Origin of the sequence: Flavobacterium panacis, from assembly GCF_024649945.1 — a bacterium.
GTDB classification, from domain to species: Bacteria; Bacteroidota; Bacteroidia; order Flavobacteriales; family Flavobacteriaceae; genus Flavobacterium; species Flavobacterium panacis.
This window is the reverse complement of the sequence record NZ_JANKMS010000009.1, coordinates 100,313-121,535: the sequence shown is the minus strand read 5'-3', so window position 1 is coordinate 121,535 and position 21,223 is coordinate 100,313. Positions and strand designations below refer to the sequence as shown.

20 protein-coding genes are annotated in these 21,223 nt (G+C 33.9%); 8 read left to right on the top strand and 12 right to left on the bottom strand.

Features of this window, described 5'->3' with window-relative positions:
* The first annotated feature begins 78 nt into the window (after window positions 1–78).
* From NQQ59_RS18680 to NQQ59_RS18665, 4 genes are all read left to right on the top strand, one after another.
* On the top strand, window positions 79–1,398 hold the full coding sequence (locus NQQ59_RS18680; protein ID WP_144217089.1) for a GntP family permease: 1,320 nt from the start codon (window positions 79–81) through the stop codon (window positions 1,396–1,398).
* Between the two features lie 4 nt (window positions 1,399–1,402).
* Window positions 1,403–1,870, top strand: a complete 468-nt coding sequence (locus NQQ59_RS18675; RefSeq protein ID WP_091135337.1) for a RidA family protein — start codon at window positions 1,403–1,405, stop codon at window positions 1,868–1,870.
* Window positions 1,871–2,169: 299 nt separating this feature from the next.
* Complete coding sequence (locus tag NQQ59_RS18670) at window positions 2,170–3,261, top strand: D-TA family PLP-dependent enzyme (RefSeq protein WP_144217088.1); 1,092 nt, start codon at window positions 2,170–2,172, stop codon at window positions 3,259–3,261.
* 12 nt (window positions 3,262–3,273) lie between these two features.
* A complete protein-coding gene (locus NQQ59_RS18665) occupies window positions 3,274–4,344 on the top strand; it encodes a dipeptidase (protein ID WP_144217087.1) in 1,071 nt (356 codons plus the stop codon).
* Here NQQ59_RS18665 and NQQ59_RS18660 read toward each other — a convergent pair.
* Window positions 4,341–5,117 carry a DeoR/GlpR family DNA-binding transcription regulator gene (locus NQQ59_RS18660; protein ID WP_144217084.1) on the bottom strand — a complete coding sequence of 259 codons (777 nt, stop codon included), beginning with the start codon at window positions 5,115–5,117 and terminating at the stop codon, window positions 4,341–4,343. The two genes, NQQ59_RS18665 and NQQ59_RS18660, sit on opposite strands and share 4 nt — an antisense overlap.
* Before the next feature lie 369 nt (window positions 5,118–5,486).
* Here NQQ59_RS18660 and NQQ59_RS18655 point away from each other — a divergent pair, with 369 nt between their 5' ends.
* The gene (locus tag NQQ59_RS18655) at window positions 5,487–7,778 is read left to right on the top strand and encodes a family 20 glycosylhydrolase (protein ID WP_144217082.1); all 2,292 of its coding nucleotides are present in this window, start codon (window positions 5,487–5,489) and stop codon (window positions 7,776–7,778) included.
* An 83-nt stretch (window positions 7,779–7,861) separates the two neighbouring features.
* Here NQQ59_RS18655 and NQQ59_RS18650 read toward each other — a convergent pair whose 3' ends face one another.
* The 4 genes from NQQ59_RS18650 to NQQ59_RS18635 all read right to left on the bottom strand — a co-directional run bounded on the left by NQQ59_RS18650 (window position 7,862) and on the right by NQQ59_RS18635 (window position 12,642).
* Window positions 7,862–8,911 (bottom strand): WG repeat-containing protein, encoded by a 1,050-nt coding sequence (locus NQQ59_RS18650; RefSeq protein WP_144217080.1) that lies wholly within the window; start codon window positions 8,909–8,911, stop codon window positions 7,862–7,864.
* Between the two features lie 206 nt (window positions 8,912–9,117).
* Entirely contained in the window at window positions 9,118–9,864 is a 747-nt protein-coding gene (locus tag NQQ59_RS18645) for a succinate dehydrogenase/fumarate reductase iron-sulfur subunit (protein ID WP_144217078.1), read from the bottom strand.
* A gap of 96 nt (window positions 9,865–9,960) precedes the next feature.
* Complete coding sequence (locus NQQ59_RS18640; RefSeq protein WP_144217076.1) at window positions 9,961–11,961, bottom strand: fumarate reductase/succinate dehydrogenase flavoprotein subunit; 2,001 nt, start codon at window positions 11,959–11,961, stop codon at window positions 9,961–9,963.
* Between the two features lie 15 nt (window positions 11,962–11,976).
* Window positions 11,977–12,642, bottom strand: a complete 666-nt coding sequence (locus NQQ59_RS18635) for a succinate dehydrogenase cytochrome b subunit (RefSeq protein ID WP_144217074.1) — start codon at window positions 12,640–12,642, stop codon at window positions 11,977–11,979.
* 357 nt (window positions 12,643–12,999) lie between these two features.
* On the opposite strand from NQQ59_RS18635, the gene NQQ59_RS18630 reads away from it, so the two are divergent.
* The gene (locus NQQ59_RS18630) at window positions 13,000–14,361 is read left to right on the top strand and encodes a hydroxymethylglutaryl-CoA synthase family protein (protein WP_144217071.1); all 1,362 of its coding nucleotides are present in this window, start codon (window positions 13,000–13,002) and stop codon (window positions 14,359–14,361) included.
* Window positions 14,362–14,480: 119 nt separating this feature from the next.
* On the opposite strand, the gene NQQ59_RS18625 is transcribed toward NQQ59_RS18630, so the two are convergent.
* Together NQQ59_RS18625 and NQQ59_RS18620 are read right to left on the bottom strand one after the other, a co-directional pair.
* Complete coding sequence (locus NQQ59_RS18625) at window positions 14,481–15,563, bottom strand: hypothetical protein (RefSeq protein WP_144217068.1); 1,083 nt, start codon at window positions 15,561–15,563, stop codon at window positions 14,481–14,483.
* Between the two features lie 68 nt (window positions 15,564–15,631).
* A complete protein-coding gene (locus NQQ59_RS18620; RefSeq protein WP_144217066.1) occupies window positions 15,632–15,847 on the bottom strand; it encodes a hypothetical protein in 216 nt (71 codons plus the stop codon).
* An 84-nt stretch (window positions 15,848–15,931) separates the two neighbouring features.
* Here NQQ59_RS18620 and NQQ59_RS18615 point away from each other — a divergent pair, with 84 nt between their 5' ends.
* Window positions 15,932–16,291, top strand: coding sequence for a hypothetical protein (locus NQQ59_RS18615; protein ID WP_144217063.1), 360 nt, complete (start codon window positions 15,932–15,934; stop codon window positions 16,289–16,291).
* Between the two features lie 225 nt (window positions 16,292–16,516).
* On the opposite strand, the gene NQQ59_RS18610 is transcribed toward NQQ59_RS18615, so the two are convergent.
* From NQQ59_RS18610 to NQQ59_RS18590, 5 genes are all read right to left on the bottom strand, one after another.
* Window positions 16,517–16,696 (bottom strand): hypothetical protein, encoded by a 180-nt coding sequence (locus tag NQQ59_RS18610; RefSeq protein WP_144217061.1) that lies wholly within the window; start codon window positions 16,694–16,696, stop codon window positions 16,517–16,519.
* A gap of 76 nt (window positions 16,697–16,772) precedes the next feature.
* Window positions 16,773–17,144, bottom strand: a complete 372-nt coding sequence (locus tag NQQ59_RS18605; RefSeq protein ID WP_144221553.1) for a hypothetical protein — start codon at window positions 17,142–17,144, stop codon at window positions 16,773–16,775.
* A 59-nt stretch (window positions 17,145–17,203) separates the two neighbouring features.
* A complete protein-coding gene (locus tag NQQ59_RS18600; RefSeq protein ID WP_144217059.1) occupies window positions 17,204–17,755 on the bottom strand; it encodes a hypothetical protein in 552 nt (183 codons plus the stop codon).
* Between the two features lie 101 nt (window positions 17,756–17,856).
* Window positions 17,857–18,597 carry a LytTR family DNA-binding domain-containing protein gene (locus tag NQQ59_RS18595; RefSeq protein WP_144217057.1) on the bottom strand — a complete coding sequence of 247 codons (741 nt, stop codon included), beginning with the start codon at window positions 18,595–18,597 and terminating at the stop codon, window positions 17,857–17,859.
* A 158-nt stretch (window positions 18,598–18,755) separates the two neighbouring features.
* Complete coding sequence (locus NQQ59_RS18590; protein WP_144217054.1) at window positions 18,756–19,364, bottom strand: hypothetical protein; 609 nt, start codon at window positions 19,362–19,364, stop codon at window positions 18,756–18,758.
* Between the two features lie 294 nt (window positions 19,365–19,658).
* Between NQQ59_RS18590 and NQQ59_RS18585 the strand changes: the two genes are divergently transcribed.
* Window positions 19,659–20,951, top strand: coding sequence for an aminopeptidase P family protein (locus NQQ59_RS18585; protein WP_144217052.1), 1,293 nt, complete (start codon window positions 19,659–19,661; stop codon window positions 20,949–20,951).
* The last annotated feature ends 272 nt before the right edge of the window (window positions 20,952–21,223 follow it).

The following is a 21,223-nucleotide window of genomic DNA, read 5'->3' as shown; positions in this document are numbered from 1 at the left end:
ATATGCGATATGTAAAATTATTTTATATATTTGAAATTCCAACCACACTTATAACTAACTAAAATACAACCACAAACCATGAGCATTCTCATACTCACTGCGTGCATTATTTTTTTAATTCTACAGATTGCCTGGTTTAAAATCAATCCATTTATCGCGTTTATCATTACTTCTCTTTTGGCTGCACTTTTTCTTGGCCTGCCAGTTGAAACTATTTCTCCCGTCTTACAAAAAGGTCTTGGCGAGATGCTCGGATCGATTACTTTAATTATTGTTTTCGGAACTTGTATTGGAAAACTTGCCGTTTCGTCTGGCGCTGCAAATGTCATCGCCAAAACGGTTATGAATTGGACAGGTAGAAAATACGTTCGTTTGGGTTTAATGATCACTGGATTTATAATCGGAATTCCGCTTTTTTACAGCGTTGGATTTGTCCTTTTAGTTCCGTTGATTTTTTCTGTGGCGCATCAATTTAAGTTATCAAAAGTATATTTAGGAATTCCAATGCTGGCTTCGCTTTCTGTGGCGCATGGTTTTTTACCGCCGCATCCTTCGCCTATGGCCTTAAGTAGTATTCTAAAAGCAGACATTGGTTTGGTGTTGATTTATGGAATTATAATCGCCATTCCTACTATTTTAATTGCGGGTTTATGGTTTTCAACAAGATTTAAAAACATCAAAACCGAATCGGATCATGAAATTTTAAATGTGGAAGAAGTAACCAATCAAGGAAAATTGCCAAGTTTTGGTTTAAGTTTATTCTCTGCACTTTTTCCCGTTTTCGGATTAACAATTACTTCTCTTCTTCCATTAATTTCAGATAATGAAAAACTAATCGTTATTTGCAAAATTATTGGAGATCCAAGTATAATCATGCTTTTATCGCTACTTCTTTGTACTTACACTTTAGGAATAAAAATGAACAGAAGCATGTCATCTGTCATGGATGATTACACACAAGCCATAAAAGATGTTGCTTTAATTGTTTTAATTGTTGGAGGCGCTGGCTGTTTGAAAGAAGTCATGATTGTAAGCGGCGTAAACGAAACGATTGTGGCGACTTTAAATCAAATCAACATTCATCCGTTTTTATTAGCCTGGATGATGGCCGCAATTATTCGTGTCTGTGTTGGTTCTGCAACTGCTGCAGGTTTAATGACTGCAAGCATTTTAGTACCTTTACTACAATCACACGATCTCGACCCGAATCTCTTTGTACTTTCTGTAGGCGCTGGAAGTTTAATGTGTTCGCACGTAAATGATCCGAGTTTCTGGATGTTCAAAGAATATTTCAATATCAGTCTAAAAGACACTTTTAAATCCTGGACCGTAATGGAGTCTCTAGTTTCTGTTCTGGGAATTGTATTTATATTTATTTTAAACGCTTTAATACATTAAAATCATGAGTTTAAATCCGCAAGAAAAATTCGAAAGTCTAGGTTTGTCACTTCCTCCTGCTCCACAACCTTTGGGAATCTACAAACCGTATTTAGTAGACGGCAAATACTTGTATCTTTCAGGACACGGACCTGTTCAAGACGATAAATCTTTAATCATCGGACGCATTGGAGAAGATATGGACATTGAAGCAGGAAAATTAGCAGCCAGACAAGTTGGACTAACTATGCTTTCTACAATCGTAACCAATTTTGGAAGTTTAAGCAAAGTAAAAAGAGTAATCAAAGTTCTCGGAATGGTGAATTGCACTTCCGATTTCTTAAAACATCCTTATGTAATTAACGGCTGCAGCGAATTATTTGCAGAAGTTTGGGGACAAGAAAACGGAATCGGCGTAAGAAGCGCTGTCGGATTTGGATCTCTTCCTGATAATATTCCTGTAGAAGTTGAAGCACTTTTTGAATTGTATTAAATATATTTTTTAAACACATAGAAACATAGATTTTTTTTTATGAGTTGAAGTTTAGAATAGATGACAAGTCATTAAACATAGCGCTATGTTTGTTAATGCCAAGTGAAACGCCTTTTCATCAGCATCAAAAACTATGTTTCTATGCGTTTAAAATATTCAACATGATTACTGTTACACATAGTTCTCTATGTGCATTCATAAAAAGTGAAACGCCTTTTTTACCAGCATCAAAAGCCTATGATTCTATGTGTTTAAAAAAAATCAAAGTAAATCAAAACTAAATAGCTAAAACCAAGATTATGCAAAAGAACTGGTGGAAAATTAATTCCGAAACACTTATCGATACTCCGTTTTTAGCAGTTTACGAAGATCGAGTACGTCAAAATATCGAAAAGCTGATTTCTTACGTGAAAGGCAATACGCAACGATTGCGTCCGCATATAAAAACACATAAAAATGCAGAGGTTTTAGAGCTTTTTAAAATTTATAATATCAAGAAAATAAAATGTGCTACAATTGCAGAAGCAGAACTTGCCGCAAATCAGCAAATTGAAGATATTCTTTTAGCGTACCAACCTGTTGGATTAAAAGCAGAAAGATGGATTTCATTAATTAAAAAATTTCCTGAAATTCGTTTTTCCACGATTATCGACAATTTGAAAACAGCTTCCGATTTAAATGAAATTGCCAAAAGAAATAATTTAATTCTTTCTGTTTATTTGGATTTAAATACGGGAATGAATCGAACTGGTTTTTCCATTTCAGAAAATTGGACTGAATTAATTGATGCTATTTCACAATTAAAAAATCTTTATTTCAAAGGCATTCACATTTATGATGGTCATATAAAAGGAATTGTTGAAGAACGAAATTTAGAAGCTTCAAAGTCTTTTGAACAGATTATCAGCAAAGCAGAAAATTTAAAAATTGTGGCGGGCGGTTCCAATACTTTTCCGTTTTATGCATCGCAGGAAAATGTAGAATGCAGTCCAGGAACTTTTGTTTTTTGGGATTCGAATTATCAAAACAATTTACCTGAACAAGATTTCAAACCAGCTTTAGTAATTGTTGGAACCATTATTTCTAAACCTACTAAAAATACATTTTGTGTTGATATCGGTTATAAAGCCGTTTCCTCTGAAAATCCGATTGATAAAAGATTAGTCATTTTAAATGATGAAAATTTGATTCCAACCGCACATTCAGAAGAACATTTGGTTGTTGAGAATAAAGGTCAAAACGAATATGAAATCGGCGATATTATTTATGCCGAACCTTATCATGTCTGTCCTACTGTTGCATTATATGATAATCTTCAGGCGGTAAACAAAAAACAGCAAATTTATGCGCAATGGCCGATTGGTGCGCGAGGCCGAAAAAATACTATTTAAACTTTAAATCCTATGTTTATACTAGATGCCCACTTAGATCTCAGCATGAATGCGATGGAATGGAATCGAGATTTACGAAATAACGTTCCCTCTTTACGAGAGTTGGAAAAAGGAATGACCGATAAACCAGATCGCGAACGCGCAACAGTTTCTTTTCCTGATCTCAGAAGAGGCAATATCGGAATTGTAGTTGCCACTCAAATTGCAAGATTTGTAAAACCAGACAGCATTATTCCCGGATGGAATTCGCCAGAACAAGCTTGGGCGCAAACTCAGGGTCAGTTGGCGTGGTACAAAAGCATGGAAGAAGCTGGCGAAATGACGCAGCTTACAGATAAAAAATCGCTTTTAAATCATTTTGATTTATGGAATGATGGAACGCCAAACGATAAAAAACCAATCGGCTATATTTTGAGTTTGGAAGGCGCCGATTCTATCGTGGATATTTCTTATTTGGAAAGAGCTTATAATTACGGATTAAGAGCTGTTGGTCCCGCACATTATGGCCCAGGCCGATACGCAAACGGAACTGATGCAACTGGAAAAATGAATCAAAATGGAATTGATTTATTGAAAGAAATGGAACGTTTAAATATTATTCTAGATGCCACACATTTATGCGATGATGCATTTTGGCAAGCTTTGGATAATTTTAATGGTGCTGTTTGGGCAAGTCATAACAATTGCAGGGCTTTAGTTGATCATAATCGCCAATACAGCGACGAAATGATCAAAGCTTTAATTTCTAGAGGCGCTGTTATTGGCGGTGCTTTAGATGCTTGGATGATGGTTCCAAATTGGGAACGAGGAATTTCTGATCCTAAAAAAATGAATTGCAGTTTAGAAACCGCTTTCAAACACCTGGATCACATTTGCCAGCTTGCAGGAAATGCCAATCATATCGGAATTGGTTCTGATTTGGATGGCGCTTTCGGGACAGAACAATGTCCGTACGATTTAGACACGATTGCCGATTTGCAAAAACTGGTTTCGATTTTTAAAAATCATGGTTATTCTGATGAAGATTTAAAAGGAATCTTTCATCAAAATTGGATTGATTTTTTAGTGAGAAATTGGGATTAAATCACAACCAAACTTGGAACGGCACTTTTGTACGGCTGTAGTTTTTCGTGATTTGGTTCTTCTTCGGTAATAACATAATTCACTTCAGACAAACTAGCAATTTTCATTTTTAGAACGGTATTAAGTTTTTCTGTAATCGTTAAAACTGCTGTTTTTTTAGAAGCCTGAATCATTGCTTTTTTAACCTGAACAGTTTCCCAATCCGAATCAGAATAACCGCCGTCAACGTCTAGAGCATTTGTTCCTAAAACCAAAAGATCGGCTTTTATATTGGCCAATTGATGAAAAGCTTCTCCGCTCACGCACATCTGACTGTACGAAGAAATGCTTCCGCCAATCATAATGGTTTTGATATTGGGTTTATCTAAAAGCTGAACCGCTGTTAGAGCCGTAATAGTAAAAACCGTCAAATTAAGATCGTTTGGAATTAATCGGATGAATTCACGAATTGTAGTTCCGCCGTCAACAATTAAAACCATTCCGTCATGAAGAAGTCCAACGGCTTTTTGCGCAATAACTTGTTTCGCTTCAACCGCATAAGTTTGATTCGATGAAGAATAGTGATATCCTTTGGTCATGGCGCCACCTTTCACTTTAATTAAAAGCGAATCGGCGTCCAATTCATTAATATCACGGCGAACAGTATCTTCGGAAACACCAAGTTTAGCCGAAAGAGTTTCAAAACTAACACGCGTGTGCAAGTTGATCTCTTTTAGAATATGATTTTTACGTTCTTCTTTACTGTAATTTAAAACTTCATTTTCAGTGCTCATGCCGATTGATTTTTTCTATTTACAAAAATAAACATTTCATTACAAAATTCATCGAAACCAAAAGCTGTATTGGCAATAAAAATTTTCAACAGACAACCCGTTGGATGAAATACAATTAAATATAGTTCATTGAACAACTAAAATCTAATTTGATCTGCTGAAATCTTTTAAAATCAGCGTGAAATACTTTTGCACATCGATTTTTTTTTTCACGCAGATTTAGACAGATCAAAGCAGATCACACAGATTTGAATCTAAACTGGTGAGTAAAATTGAACACTAATTTTACCCAACGGATAATAAATTATTTTTAAAAGCATTTCGATATCTTTAAAACTGTTTTCAATAAAAATCTAAAGTTTTTCTCCCATGAAAAAATTCCTTTTTTTATTTTTTGTTCTTTCTTTTTTAAATGGAAAAGCACAAAATTCGCAACAAAACAATTCTATTATTCCTGCTCCAAATTTGTATAAACTGACTGGAGATAGCATTTCTATAAATGGAAAAGTTCAAGTTGTTTTTAAAAACAAAAATTACAGTGAAAAGGAATTAAAATCAGCTAAAATTTTAGAATCGGCTTTGAACGTTTCTGCTTCTTCAAAAAAATCAAATCTTAAAATTGAATTTGATTCAAGCAAAAATCTTTCATCCAAAGAAGCTTACAAAATTGAAATCACTTCAAATAAAATTACAATTATTGGTCAAGAAGAAGGACTTTTTTACGCGGTTCAATCTTTACTGCAGTTACTTCCAAACAAAACTGTTACAGAAATAAAACTTCCTCGTGTAATTATTGAAGATTCTCCTCGATATTCTTACCGAGGCTTGCATTTAGACGTCTGCCGTCATTTCTTCTCTGTTGCTGTTATAAAAGATTTTATCGCACAAATGTCCAGTTATAAATTAAATAACTTTCATTGGCATTTAACCGACGATCAAGGCTGGAGAATTGAGATTAAAAAATATCCAAAACTGACTGAAGTCGGATCGAAAAGAAATCAGACTTTAGTCGGAAATAAATTCGAAAGAACTCCATTCTTTTTTGACGGAAATCCGTACGGAGGATTTTATACTCAAGAAGAAATCAAGGAAGTGGTCAAATTTGCCGAAGCTCATTATGTAAATATAATTCCAGAAATCGAAATGCCGGGACATGCTTCTGCAGCCGTTACAGCTTATCCAAATTTAGCTTGTTTTCCAGATCGAAATTATAAAGTAGTAGAATCTTGGGGCGTTTTTGAAAATGTTTTTTGCGCTGGAAAAGACGAAACTTTTACTTTTCTAGAAGATGTTTTGACAGAAGTTATGGCGTTATTTCCAAGTAAAAACATTCATGTTGGTGGAGATGAATGCCCAAAAACAAGATGGAAAGTTTGTCCGAATTGTCAAAAAAGAATCTCTGCTTTAGGTTTGAAAGACGAACATGAATTACAGAGTTATTTCATCAAAAGAATCGAGAAATTCTTAAATGCCAACGGAAGACAAATTTTTGGATGGGACGAAATCCTAGAAGGCGGATTGGCGCCAAACGCAGCTGTTATGTCTTGGCGAGGAGAATCGGGCGGTATTCATGCCGCAAAACTGAAACATCCCGTTGTAATGACACCAGAAGGAACGGTTTATTTTGATTACAATCAAGGTTATTCACCAAACGAACCGCTTACGGTTGGAAGATTGAGCACTTTAGAAAAAGTGTACGACTATAATCCAACTCCAGTTGACAGTTTATCAATTGAAGAACAAAAATATATTATTGGCGTTCAGGCGAATCTTTGGTCGGAATATTTGACAAGTCCAGCGAAATTGAATTATATGCTTTATCCGAGAATGTTTGCTTTGGCAGAAATTGCATGGACGGAACCTCAAAACAAAAATTACAGTCATTTTCTTCAAAATCAATTGCCGTATCATTTAGAAAAACTGGAATTACAAAATCGATTGTATAAAGTCCCAACACCTTTTGGTGCAGATGAAACGGCTTTAATAACATCCAAATATATTTTAGATTTAAAACCAACTATCAAAAACGGAAAAATATTCTACACGATTAATGGTTATAATCCTGATGAAACAGCCAACTTATATCAAAATCCTGTCACGATAAATATTCCAAAAGGGGAATACAGAATTATCAAAACAATTCAAATCAGCGAAAGCGGCAAAAGAAGTTCTATCAATAAAATCATTGTTCGAAATCCCGATTTAAAACCTGCTTTGGCAATTCAACCCAAAAAAAATGGTTTGAAATATGACTATTTTACTGGAAACTTTAATCAAATTCAAGATTTAGAACTTTCAAAACCCAAAAATTCAGGCATTTTAGAAGGTAAAATAAGCGCTGAAAAATGGAAAACAAAATTAGAGCGTTATATCGGTTTAAAATTCAATGGATATCTCTTTATTCCAGAAACAGGAAATTATACTTTTTCGACGCTTTCAGACGACGGATCGAAGCTTGCTATCGATAATGAACTTATCGTAAACAATGATGGTATTCATTGGGCAAATGAAGCTTATGGAGCAGTTAAACTGGAAAAAGGATTTCACAAACTCAATATCAGTTATTTTGATTTAACGGGCGGCACGATTTTGAATTGTTTTATACAACAAGAAGGAAAAGAAAAACAGGAAATTAGTGAATCAAATTTATATTACGAATAAGACATAAAAAAAAGCATCCCATCAAGACGGAATGCTTTTTATTCAACCATTTTTTGATTATGAATTGTTATATGCAGTTAGCATCATTCTTCAATTTCTTTACCAGTTTTATCTATGTAAAATTCACGACCTGCAACTCTTACTTTAGCTCTACCTTTTTTAAAATTCCATGCAAAATCATAAATACGAGGAATAACTTCTTTGCCTGTTTCATCAATAAAACCATATTTTTCATCGTAAACCTTATTTTTTTCAGGTGCAAAAACTAAATCAAGTTTAACTCGGGACAGACCATCTATAAAATAGTCCAAAGATCCGTATACAAAAGGACTAATTATTTTACCATTATTATCAATAATGCCCTGTTTAAGATCCCACTCTGTTCTTTTCCATAAATAAAAATACTTTCCATCAAAATAACTGTACTTATCATAAATTGGAGAAATAATTTCTTTTGCCGCGTTATTAACAATTCCAATTTTCCCTCCCAATTGTACAATTAAATAATCTTCATTAGGAATAAATTGAGCAAAATCATAAAAAGCAGGGTAAATCACATCCTTTTTCATAAACCCGTATTTACCAATATTATTTTTAATTATCAACAGCTTACCCTCCTCATATCTATCTGTCAAACTATAATGTGAGTTAGTTTCTTTTCCTTTAGTGTCAATAAAAAAAACTGATTGACCTTCTACTACAAGAGCTTTACCATTTTCAAAATCAAAAACTTTATCATAAATAATAGGTATTACTTCTTTTCCTCTTTTATTTATAAAGCCCCATTTACCATCCTTTGAAACAGCAGCTAACCCTTCAACGTTAAATTCACGAACTCTGGAAAATTGAAAAGGAACAATTTCATCTCCTTTTTTATTTATGAAACCGATCTTTTGGTTCATAGAAGCACTACAAAGACCATCATAAAATGCAGCCTGGAATTCAGCAATAACCGTTTTTCCATCTGAATCCAGCCAAAGTTTATCATATTTTGCAGACGTAATTTTTTTTCCGTTCTCATCCAATAGGCCAATTTTTCCATTTTCTTCGTAAGTTTTCATTTCAAAAAACTTTTGGGCTCTTACAGCAAATGATATTGTCATTATAAGCCAAATTGTAATTAGTCTTTTCATGTTTTATTAAGTTTTAATCAAACGAATAAATTACCTATTTCATTTACTATCAAAAGTAAATTTTGATTTAAAAATTCCATTTTGTCACAACAAAAAAATGGGTAAAATTTTATTGCAAATCCAACAGAGAATCCCAACTTTTACCTAAATAAAAAAAAACGCATTCAAATTAATGTATGCGTTTTTTAATTATACTAAATTGTGTATTATCCTTTCAAGCTCGCTGCTAAATACTCACGGTTCATACGTGCAATATTTTCAAGCGAGATTCCTTTTGGACATTCAATTTCACAAGCTCCTGTGTTAGTACAGTTACCGAAACCTTCTAAATCCATTTGGTGAACCATGTGTAAAACACGGTCTGTTGCTTCAACTTTACCTTGTGGCAATAATGCATATTGAGAAACTTTTGCAGAAACGAATAACATTGCTGAAGAGTTTTTACAAGTTGCAACACAAGCTCCACAACCAATACAAGCAGCAGCATCAAATGATTTGTCTGCATCGTCTTTTGGAACTGGAATAGTATTCGCATCGATTGTATTTCCTGAAGTATTTACAGAGATAAATCCTCCTGCGTGTTGAATTCTGTCGAAAGAACTTCTATCAACTACTAAATCTTTAATTACTGGGAAAGCTTTTGCTCTAAATGGCTCGATAAAAATCGTATCTCCATCTTTAAACATACGCATGTGTAACTGACAAGTTGTAACTCCTCTGTCTGGTCCGTGTGCTTCTCCGTTGATGAATAAAGAACACATTCCGCAGATTCCCTCACGACAATCGTGGTCAAATGCTACAGGCTCATCTCCTTTGTTGATTAGATCTTCGTTAAGAACATCTAACATTTCAAGGAAAGACATGTCTGGTTCAATTCCATCAATAGGATATTCTACAATCCCTCCTTTATCTTGTGCGTTTTTTTGACGCCATATTTTTAATGTAAGTTTCATAACCTTTTTCGTTTGAAAGTCATAAAGTCGAAAGTCGAAAGTCGCTTGGCACATTTTGCCTTTTGACTTTAAGACTTTGGGCTTTCGACCAAATTCTTATTTATAACTTCTTTGAACTAATTTAATGTTTTCGTAATTAAGAGGTTCTTTGTGTAATACTGCATCACTTGGTTTTCCTTTGTATTCCCAAGCTGCAACGTATGCAAAGTTCTCGTCGTCACGAAGTGCTTCTCCTTCTTCTGTTTGGTATTCCTCACGGAAGTGACCTCCACAAGATTCGTTACGGTGTAAAGCATCTTTCGCGAACAATTCTCCTAATTCTAAGAAATCGGCAACACGAGTCGCTTTTTCTAATTCCTGATTAAATTCGTTAGCATTTCCAGGAACTTTTACATCTTTATAAAACTCTTCACGTAAAGCAGCAATTTCTTCGATAGCTTCAGCCAATCCTTTAGCATTACGAGCCATACCTACTTTATTCCACATAATTTTTCCTAATTTTTTGTGGAAGTAATCTACAGAATGTTTACCGTTATTATTGATAAATTTCTCGATTTGATCTTTAACCGCTTTTTCAGCTTCAATGAATTCTGGTAAATCTGTAGAAATTTCACCCATTTTAATATCTGGAGCTAAATAATCTCCGATAGTATAAGGTAATACGAAATATCCATCAGCTAAACCTTGCATTAAAGCAGAAGCTCCAAGTCTGTTTGCTCCGTGATCAGAGAAGTTAGATTCTCCAATTGAGAAACATCCTGGAATTGTAGTCATTAAGTTATAGTCAACCCAAGTTCCACCCATTGTGTAGTGAACCGCTGGGTAAATCATCATTGGTGTAGTGTAAGGATCCTCATCAACGATTTTGTAGTACATCTGGAATAAGTTTCCGTATTTACTTTTCACGATTGCAGCTCCTAATTTAGTTACCAAAGCAGCATCTTTATCATCTAAACCTTTTACATAAGCATCTTCCGTTCCGTAACGTTTGATTGCTGCTGCGAAATCCAAGTAAACTGCTTCTCCAGTTTTGTTAACTCCAAAACCAGCATCACATCTTTCTTTAGCCGCACGAGACGCAACGTCACGAGGTACTAAGTTACCAAAAGCTGGATATCTTCTTTCTAAGAAATAATCTCTTTCGTCTTCAGATAAATCAGTTGCTTTTTTCTTTCCTTCACGGATTGCTTTTGCATCTTCCAAGTTTTTAGGAACCCAAATACGACCATCATTACGTAAAGATTCAGACATCAAAGTCAATTTAGACTGGTGATCTCCAGAAACTGGAATACATGTTGGGTGAATTTGTGTATAACAAGGATTTGCGAAAAAAGCTCCTTTTTTATGAATTTTCCAAGCTGCTGTTGCGTTACTTCCCATAGCATTTGTAGAAAGGAAAAATACGTTTCCGTATCCTCCAGAACCAATTACTACCGCGTGAGCAGAATGTCTTTCGATTTCTCCTGTGATTAAGTTACGAGCGATAATACCTCTCGCTTTTCCGTTCACGATTACTAAGTCTAGCATTTCGTGACGGTTGTACATTTTAATTTTACCACGACCAATTTGACGGTTCATTGCAGAATAAGCTCCTAACAATAATTGTTGTCCTGTTTGTCCTTGCGCGTAAAATGTACGAGAAACCAAAGTTCCTCCAAAAGAACGGTTATCTAATAATCCGCCGTATTCACGAGCCAATGGCACCCCTTGAGCCACACATTGGTCAATGATATTTCCTGAAACCTCAGCCAAACGGTAAACGTTTGCCTCACGAGCACGGTAATCTCCACCTTTTACAGTATCATAAAATAATCTGTAGATCGAGTCACCGTCTCCTTTATAGTTTTTTGCCGCGTTGATACCTCCTTGTGCAGCGATAGAGTGCGCACGACGTGGAGAATCTTGAAAGCAAAATGCTTTTACGTTATATCCTAACTCTGCTAGAGTAGCCGCAGCCGAACCTCCAGCCAAACCTGTACCAACAACGATAATATCTAAATTACGTTTGTTAGCTGGGTTTACTAAATTAATATGATCTTTATAATTTGTCCATTTGTCCGCTATAGGACCATTTGGAATTTTTGAATCTAATGCCATTATAATTGATATTAATTATTGGTTGAAATGATGAAATAAAGCGATAATTACAAAAGCTGCTGGTACTACAACTGCAAACCAGTAACCTACTTTTGATAAAAATCTAGAGTATTTGTTGTGCATCCCTACAGATTGAAGAGAAGATGCAAACCCGTGCCATAAGTGAAATCCTAAAAGGATAAAAGAAATACAGTATAACGCTGTACGGATTGGGTCATGAAATTTGTGAACTAACTCACCATAATATCTTGTAGCATCTGGTGCTGTTCCAGCTATATATTTGTAGCTTACTTCAGGAAACCAGAAATCATAAAAGTGCAATCCTAAGAAAGCCAAAATAACCAATCCAGAAATAATCATATTTCTAGAACTCCAAGAAGCGTTTGCAGCTCCGTTGTATTTAGCGTATGCAATTGGTCGTGCTGCGCTGTTTTGTGCCGTAAGAACAAATCCCATTACGAAGTGGAAAATTACTCCAAATGCCAAAACTGGCTGCATTACATACTGAATCAGCGGATTGTATCCCATAAAGTGAGAAGCCTCATTGAAGACATCTTTACTTAAAATAGAAATAAAATTTAAGGAAACATGCAGCGCTAAAAACGTGATTAAGAATATTCCCGAAAGAGCCATAGCTACTTTCTTTAAGATGGAAGCATTCAACTGTGCAGATTGTGCCATAAGTGTTTAAGTAGTTTGTTTTAAAAAATTAGACAAAAATAACTCAATTACAAAAGAACTACAACCATTTCGCTGTTATTTATAATGATTTTAAAATAGCAGGATTCTACGTATTTTTACGTACAAAAAGAAAGCAAATAAAAAATAATTCACTATAGAAAACCTCAAATCATTGCTTTCTAAGCTTTAGAGCCAAAATTCAATTCTAAGTAGATTACCAAAAATTTATGATATTGTTATTTTATTCAAAGTTTTGATTTGTTTTCTTTAAAAGTTTCACTGCACCTAAATTTTGTCTAAGTAAAAAATTGTCATTCCACAACATAGTTTTACCTTTAGCCGCTCAAAAAATAAAGAATGAAAACAGGAATTGATGCTATTTCATTTGATGTAGCAAACATACATTTACCCATAAAAACTTTGGCAATCGCCAGAAATATTGAACCTGAAAAATTAGAAAAAGGTCTTGGATTACTAAAAATGACCTTTCCAGATGTTCACCAAGATGCGGTAGTTTTTGGAGCAAACGCTTTAACCAAACTTATTACCGAAAACAAAATCAACCTCAACGAAATAAGCCGAATCTATGTTGGTACCGAAAGCGGTGTTGACAGCTCGAAACCAATTGCTTCTTATTTAATTAGTTTAATGGAGCAAAAATTTGGCGAAGATGTTTTAGCTGAATGCGACGTTGTAGATTTCACTTTTGCTTGTATTGGCGGCGTAGACGCGATGCAAAACTGTTTGGATTTCGTAAAATTGAATCCAACGAAAAAAGCAATCGTTGTTACTTCTGATTTTGCTAAATACGATTTAAACTCTGGTGGAGAATACACCCAAGGTGCCGGAGCTGTTGCGATGTTGATCACGGCAAACCCAAAAATCATTGCTTTTGATGATAATTGGGCAACAAGCACAAAAGGTGTTTTTGATTTCTTTAAACCGTACAGAACTATTTCTAAAGAAGAAATTACCAAAAACGCTAACAACGATTCTTGGTTTGATAATTTAGAAGCCGAAATCGAAATTCACAAAGACCAACCGGTTTTTGACGGTCAGTATTCCAACCAATGTTATATGGATCGTACGCGCAATGCTTACTTTTCATTCAAGAAATTAAAAAACACTACCGAGACTTTATATAATACTTGGACTAGCATTATTATGCACTTGCCATATTCCTTCCAAGGAAGAAGAATGTTATCTGAAATTTATGCTTTAGACAGTGCTGAAAAAATTATTGCTGATGATATTGCGCCTGCAGATTATCAGACAAAAATTAAAGAAGTTGCAAAATCCGATGATTACAAAACATTTGTAACCGAGAAATTACAGCCTGCAGAATTAGCTTCTTCATTAATAGGAAACCTTTACACAGGTTCTATTTTCATGGGATTATTGTCAACTTTGGCTCATTTCTATGATACTAAAAAAGAAATTGCAGGAACTAAATTTGGTTTCCTAGCTTACGGAAGCGGATCGAAATCTAAAGTTTTTGAAGGAACAATTCAGCCAGAATGGCAATCTGCCTTGGCAAATGTAAAGCTTTTTGAAAACTTAGCGGAAAGCGTAGAAATTGATTTCAACACTTACGAAAGTCTTCATAAAAAAGAACAAAAAACAAGTATCAGAACTCCGAAAAACGAATGGGTTTTAGACAGAATCGAAAAAGAGATTCCTGTTTTAATTGGAGCTCGTTACTATAAATGGATTGACTAATTAAATTCCATCCCGATAGCTATCGGGACCAAATTCCAAAACTTAAAAAACCGAAGCTGTTGCTTCGGTTTTTTTATTTACATAGAGTTTTGTCATTTCGAGCATGAAAGCGGTCATTATTAATTCATTTTTTGATACGAGATTACTCCATCTGAATAAACCGTAGTATCTGCGGCAAAATTTTTAATTGAATTACTAGAAACCGAAACACCTCTGCACTGTGGACTTCCTGCAATATAATAATACCTTTTCGAAACACTTCCTGGATTATTAATTATAATCGAACCTCGTACATGTCCATAAATACTACAGGCTCCAATTTCTCCTGTAATTAAAGCCCCTCCTACAATATTAGCACTAAAATCACTAGTAGTTATTGAATTCCTTACCATACTTGTTTTTTCTGTAAAAGAACTTCTAATATGCCAAGATTCATCAGCTGCAGTAAAACCATTAGAAGTATAAATAAGAAAATTGACATTAATCATCCATTTTCCGGGTGGCAAATCAACATAATTTCCTGTATTTGTAAAATTAAGATCGTTTGCATAAATCGTAATTCCACTAGGCCCCGCAAGAACTCCTGTATAAATATCCATTGCAGGCAACTGCCAGGTCGCCAATCCATTTGCATCAGAGGTTAAAATTTTGTTCAAAGCCTGCGTACCATCTTTAATCTGCAACGCTCCACTTGTTGCGCTATTAATCTGGAGTTTTGCATTAGTACCTCCCGCTAAGGATGTTGTTGTATTAATTAATAACTGTCCTCCTGAAGTTACACGTAGTTTTTCCGTACCATTCGTTTCAATTGGTAAATCAAAATTATCATTTGTACCAATTGCTTTGATAACTCCATTATAATTTCCATCCTGAATCCAAGAATCTGCCGCAGATGACACACGAACCCACTTGGAACCATTATTAAAATATTCACCCGGAGAAAATGCTGTAGCACCAGATCCTCCTGTTGCCGTATTCCAGACATGCATTCCTGCCACATGCGCCGTCATAGGAGTCGCATTTGCCAAACCTGTTAATACTACTTTAGGCAACAATAATCCTTTTGCACTTGTACCATCAGTCCTGTTTAAATCCAAAACCGCATCTTTATTTGGATTATTTGTTGGCATACCAACCTGTGCATTAGAACAAGTCAGCCCTAGGCCCCAGCAAAATAGAGCCATTTTAAAATACTTTTTCATGTTTTTTTGTTTGAATGTTTAATCTTTACCAAATCTTTCAGAATGGTTTTTATCTGACAGTTTAAATTTTAGGGCATCGTTTTTCTTACCAAATTCATAACCGTATCCCGATTTGCTTTTTCCATTATTACATAATCCTTTTTTATGCAATCAGGTTTTACACCACTTACTGTCCCGTTAATACATTGCCTGATATAATATTTTGAAACCTTATATTTTAAAAACAAGGCTTCTAACACCGCAGAATCATAGGATTTGTAATTTTTTGTTTTACTTTTACCCATTGTTTAGTTTGTTTTAAAAATCGAAACAAATATAGATGATAATTTTCAACATTCAAACAAAATTGAAGATAATTTCCTACATGTATGAGTAATATTCTCGAAAACATAAAACAACTAGCCTTAAATGAAGGCATTGGCATAACAAAACTTGAACAGACGATTGGAGCCAGCAAAGGAGTTTTATCGCGTGCAATTGCAAAAAATAGCGACATACAAGCAAAATGGATTTTAAAAATAGTTGAAAATTATCCCCAATATAGTTGCGAGTGGTTGATAAAAAGTGAAGGGCCAATGATTCGAAAAAATAATGCAAACAGCGATTTTGATTCAATTGCTTCAGAACAAAACATCAATTATAAAGAATTGGCAGAAGCCAGAAAAGAGACTATTGAAAGTATGAAGAAGGAAATTCTTTATTTAGAAGAAAAAATTGCTGGGAAATAAGCAGTATTTTAAAATATAAATTTTAGCCTAAATAAAAAACCGAAGCAAAATTGCTTCGGTTTTTTCATTTATTACCCACACAGTTTGTCATTTCGATGAAGGAGAAATGACAACTGAGCGCAAAAAAACCTTTGTCAAAGTTTTAAAATTTGACAAAGGTGAACCGTATAGTTTCAAGTATTAAGAATTTTCTAATTATCAAATTGTCACATTATCTAATTAAACTTAATCCTTATTATGCTGCTCCGTATAATTTTGATTGCCTTTAATTCTAGTATCTTCGGTATGCATTTCGTTTGCCATTCCGAGCATGAAAGCGGTCATGATTAGAATTAATTTTCGTTTTATCCAATGAAGTCGTGGCTTAGATTGCTCTAAACCTTTTTTATGAGTTTGTTTATACATTTTAAAATGATAAATGATTAGACATTGTGAATCATCTTATGCCATGAAATAGCATAATGCTTAGAAAAGAACTTTCTTAAGCTATGTATAAACTTTTCTTGAAGTTACCTGAAATACTTATTTCATTTATAAAAACCGATTGGTTTATAAATGAAATTATATTTTGATGCAGATTTTTATGTAATTGAAAAACTATTTGAGTTTGAGAACTCAAAACTTTTTTTAATCTGAAATACTTTAAAAGTATCGGAAATAAAGTTTTTCCAGATCTTTTAACTTGATTAAAAACGTAAACACGAAGATTTTTAAGATCTTTTTCTTTTCTTGAAACAACGAAAGAAGACTGATAGTACTCAGGAGAACTAGATTGCGAATATAAAACACCATCGCCCGCCATTACGACTAACGCCACAAAAAGGGAAATGAGGTATTTTAAGTGGTTTTTCAAATCTATTCTAGTTGCGAAGTATTTCTTTACAATATTAGTTCTTTGTTTTTAATTACGAATTAACTTTTAATATTTTTCTTGTCTAAAATCAGCAATACTAATCCCAAAAGAAAAACTACACAACTCAAAAGCATCCAAATTCCATTTCTAAAAACGAAAAAAGAAATCCCAATAGCAACCGAGCCTACAATTACCATCAAAGATTTTAACCTTTCCGTTTTTATAAAAGTGAATGCGTGCAACGCCAAACCAAGAAAAAGAAAAGATGGTCCAACGGCAATAAACGGATAAAAAATCATTGGCGAAATGGTGATTTGATGACTTAATGCCTCTTTTGCAATTTCGTTGTTTCCGTAACTTGACATTATAAGATCGATTGTGCAAAGACCAATATGCGCAATTACACCTAAAGTTGTCAATGCAGAAGCAACTTTATTGATTTTTGTTTTAGGAAAAACATCATTAAAAGAAAGTAAAAAACAAGCTCCAATTAAATTAAACCAATGTGCAAAATCTATCGATTCGCTTAAACTTGGTATAAGGCCTGAAAAAAATAAATAACTAACTAAAAAAAGCACTACTCCAGTCATGCAAAAATGTTTTGTTTTCATAATTTGTTTTAAAATTGATGAAGCAAAACTAAAATGAAAGATTTTCTAAAACCCTAATTTTATTGACTTGGGTACGAAATGCATTGTTTTAGGTACGGAATTTACAACGCTAATAAAACTTCTTTATAATTTTTAGAAACCGGAAGTTCGATTTGAGTCAAAACAATCGTATTTGAATTTCTCCAAGATTTAAAATGCAACGGATTGATTAAATGGGAACGATGAATTTGCATTAAAAACCCAAAATCATCCTGCACTTTTTTAAGAGAAGAACGAATTAGTTTTGATCTGAGTTTTTCATTTTCGAGATAAAAAATTTCCACATAATTCTGTGCATTCGAAATACAAACCAAATCGGCTTTTTTGATTTTTAAAACATCTAATTTGTTTTCGCCTTTAATTATTAGAATATCTTCTTTTACAGGAATTAGTTTTATTAAATAAGTTCTCGCTAGAATAAGCAAAGGCGTTAAAATCAAAGCGACTTTGACAAATATGATATTGAAAAATTGCCCAAAAGTATAACCTCCGTTTAAAATTGGGCTTTTATAATAGCAATAAACTCCAATTAAATAAATCGAATAATAAAAGAGAAGACTCAAAAGTTCAAGTTTTACATTCCACTTTTGCTTTTTATCGTAAGTCTTTTTTTGAATAAAAGCCAGAATGGCATAACAAACAAAAGCCAATCCGCTAAAACCGATGCTGATTAAAAGCCACGATTGAAAGTTTATAGTTCCATCATCAAAAGGTTTTATGATAAAAGCAAATACAAAAAGCCACAAGCTTATAAAACTCGCAATTATTAAATGATGTTTTATGGATGGATTTAGTTTGTTCATTTTCTATGGTTAAGTCTCTCATTTTTTGTCATTCCGAGGAACGAGGAATCACACTAGTAATTCAACAAAGATTGACGATTTACTTTGCGGAGTTTCGAGTGCGATTCCTCGTTCCTCGGAATGACAAACTTTGTGGTTATTTATCTAGAGTTCATATCTTATAAATTACCATAAACCACAATGTAATCGGCATATGCTAATTTATCATTGATCCAGTTTATTATTTCATGCAAGAAAACTTTTTCTTTTTCATTATTTGTTTCAATACTGCTTATTTTTTCTACAATTAGTCTGCTAGTTGCATTATCAAAGAAGTTACTACCAATTTTATCAAATTCATCTTCAATAGTTCCGTTCCAAGGATTTTTTATTGGAAAAACAGACTCAAATTCCTTCAAAACAATCTCAAAATCTTCTGTTGAAATAAATACATCATTTCGCTTTTCTGTTTTATAGAATTCTCCCTCCGCATCTTCTGGCCATAAAATAAAACCAATTTTTGAATCAGCATTACCTGTAGAAATTACAACTGGTTTTTGATTAATCCTTTCAATAGTTTTAGCAACATCAAAAATACAAATCTGATACTCCTTACTTGCAGTTTCTTTATCGCATTCTGTTCTTTTACAGATTTCGCTAATGTTTTGATCATGAAAATACTGCTCAGAAAGAACAACATCCTCATTATTTATTTTAAGAAGCTGAATTGCTTCATTCAAAGGAATTGAGATTTTACTTCGTAGCAGTTTTATATTTTCTGTATTCATATTTTTAAAACAGACTTTGTCACTTCAAGATTACACAATTCTCAATTTAAAACCAATTAGATAATCAGAAAAATTGTATTTATCCTTAGTCTAAAATGACAAAATTGACGATTTGCTTCACGGAATTTCTAGTGTGATTCTTCGTTCCTCAGAATGATAAAATTGGGTAAAAAACTTTGCGCCTTCGCGCCTTCGTGGCAAAAACAATAAATAGCAAAACTTTAAGAATTCTATTTCACCCAATATATTTAAAATACGTAATTTTGAAATTCGAAGTTCAAAAACTCAGTTATTATGAAATATCATCAAATAAACAGCGCTCTTTTTGTAAAAAACCGCAGAAAATTCATGGCAGAAATGAAACCGAATTCGGTTGCCGTGTTCAATTCAAATGACATTTACCCAGTTAGTGCAGACAGTACTTTACCTTTTGCTCAACACAGAGATATTTTTTATCTAAGTGGTGTAGATCAGGAAGAAAGTGTTTTGCTTTTGTTTCCAGATGCTCCTTATGAAAATCAGAGAGAAATGCTTTTCTTGAGAGAAACCAACGATCATATCGCAGTTTGGGAAGGTGAAAAATTGACTAAAGAACGTGCTTTTCAGGTTTCTGGAATTAGAACCGTTTATTGGTTACAAGATTTTCATAAAGTTTTGAACGAAATGATGACGTATGCAGATACGATGTACATCAATACCAACGAACATTACCGCGCTTCTGTGGAAACAGAAACTCGTGAGGCTCGTTTTGTAAAATGGTGGAAAGAACGTTATCCTGCTCACAATGTGGCAAAAAGCAACCCAATTTTACAAAGACTTCGCTCTGTAAAAGAAAGCGAAGAGATCGATTTGATTCAGCATGCTTGTGATATTACAGAAAAAGGCTTCCGTAGATTGTTAGGATTCGTAAAACCAAATGTTACCGAATACGAAATCGAAGCGGAACTGGCTCACGAATTCATTCGTAACCGCTCTAAAGGTTTTGCTTATACGCCAATTATCGCTTCTGGAAACAATGCCAATGTTTTACATTATATCGAAAACAATCAGCAATGTAAAGAAGGAGATTTGATTTTGTTAGACGTTGCTGCAGAATATGCTAATTATTCAAGCGATATGACCAGAACAATTCCTGTTTCAGGACGTTTTACAGATCGCCAAAAAGCAGTTTACAATGCAGTTTTAAAAGTGAAAAACGAAGCAACTAAAATGTTGACTCCAGGAACACTTTGGAAACAATACCATATTGAAGTGGGTAAAATTATGACTTCTGAATTACTTGGTTTAGGTTTATTAGACAAAGCCGATGTTCAGAACGAAAACCCAGAATGGCCAGCTTACAAAAAATATTTCATGCACGGAACTTCTCACCACATGGGATTAGACACACACGATTACGGATTGCTTCACGAACCATTGAAAGCGAATATGGTTTTCACAGTTGAACCAGGAATCTACATTCCAGCAGAAAAATTCGGAATCCGTTTAGAAGATAACGTTGTGGTTCAAGAAAAAGGAGAACCTTTTAACTTGATGCGTAATATTCCGCTTGAAGTTGAAGAAATCGAAACTTTGATGAATGAGTAAATAAAATAAAAGCTGTCCACTAATTTTTCGGATAGCTTTTTTTTTATATCAGTGTTTCTTTTTTAAGCCCCAGCGTGGAAAAATATTTATAGAAATTTAATCATGCGGATGCAAAAGAGCTTCAGCGGAGCGAAATATAATAGCGTTATAAAAAAATATGTCGCTCCGCTGGAGCTTTGATACCAACAACATATAAAATTCTATAAACATTTCGCTTCTCTGAAGCTGATTTATAGAAGACTTAATATTTAACTTTGAAAACTATTTACCAA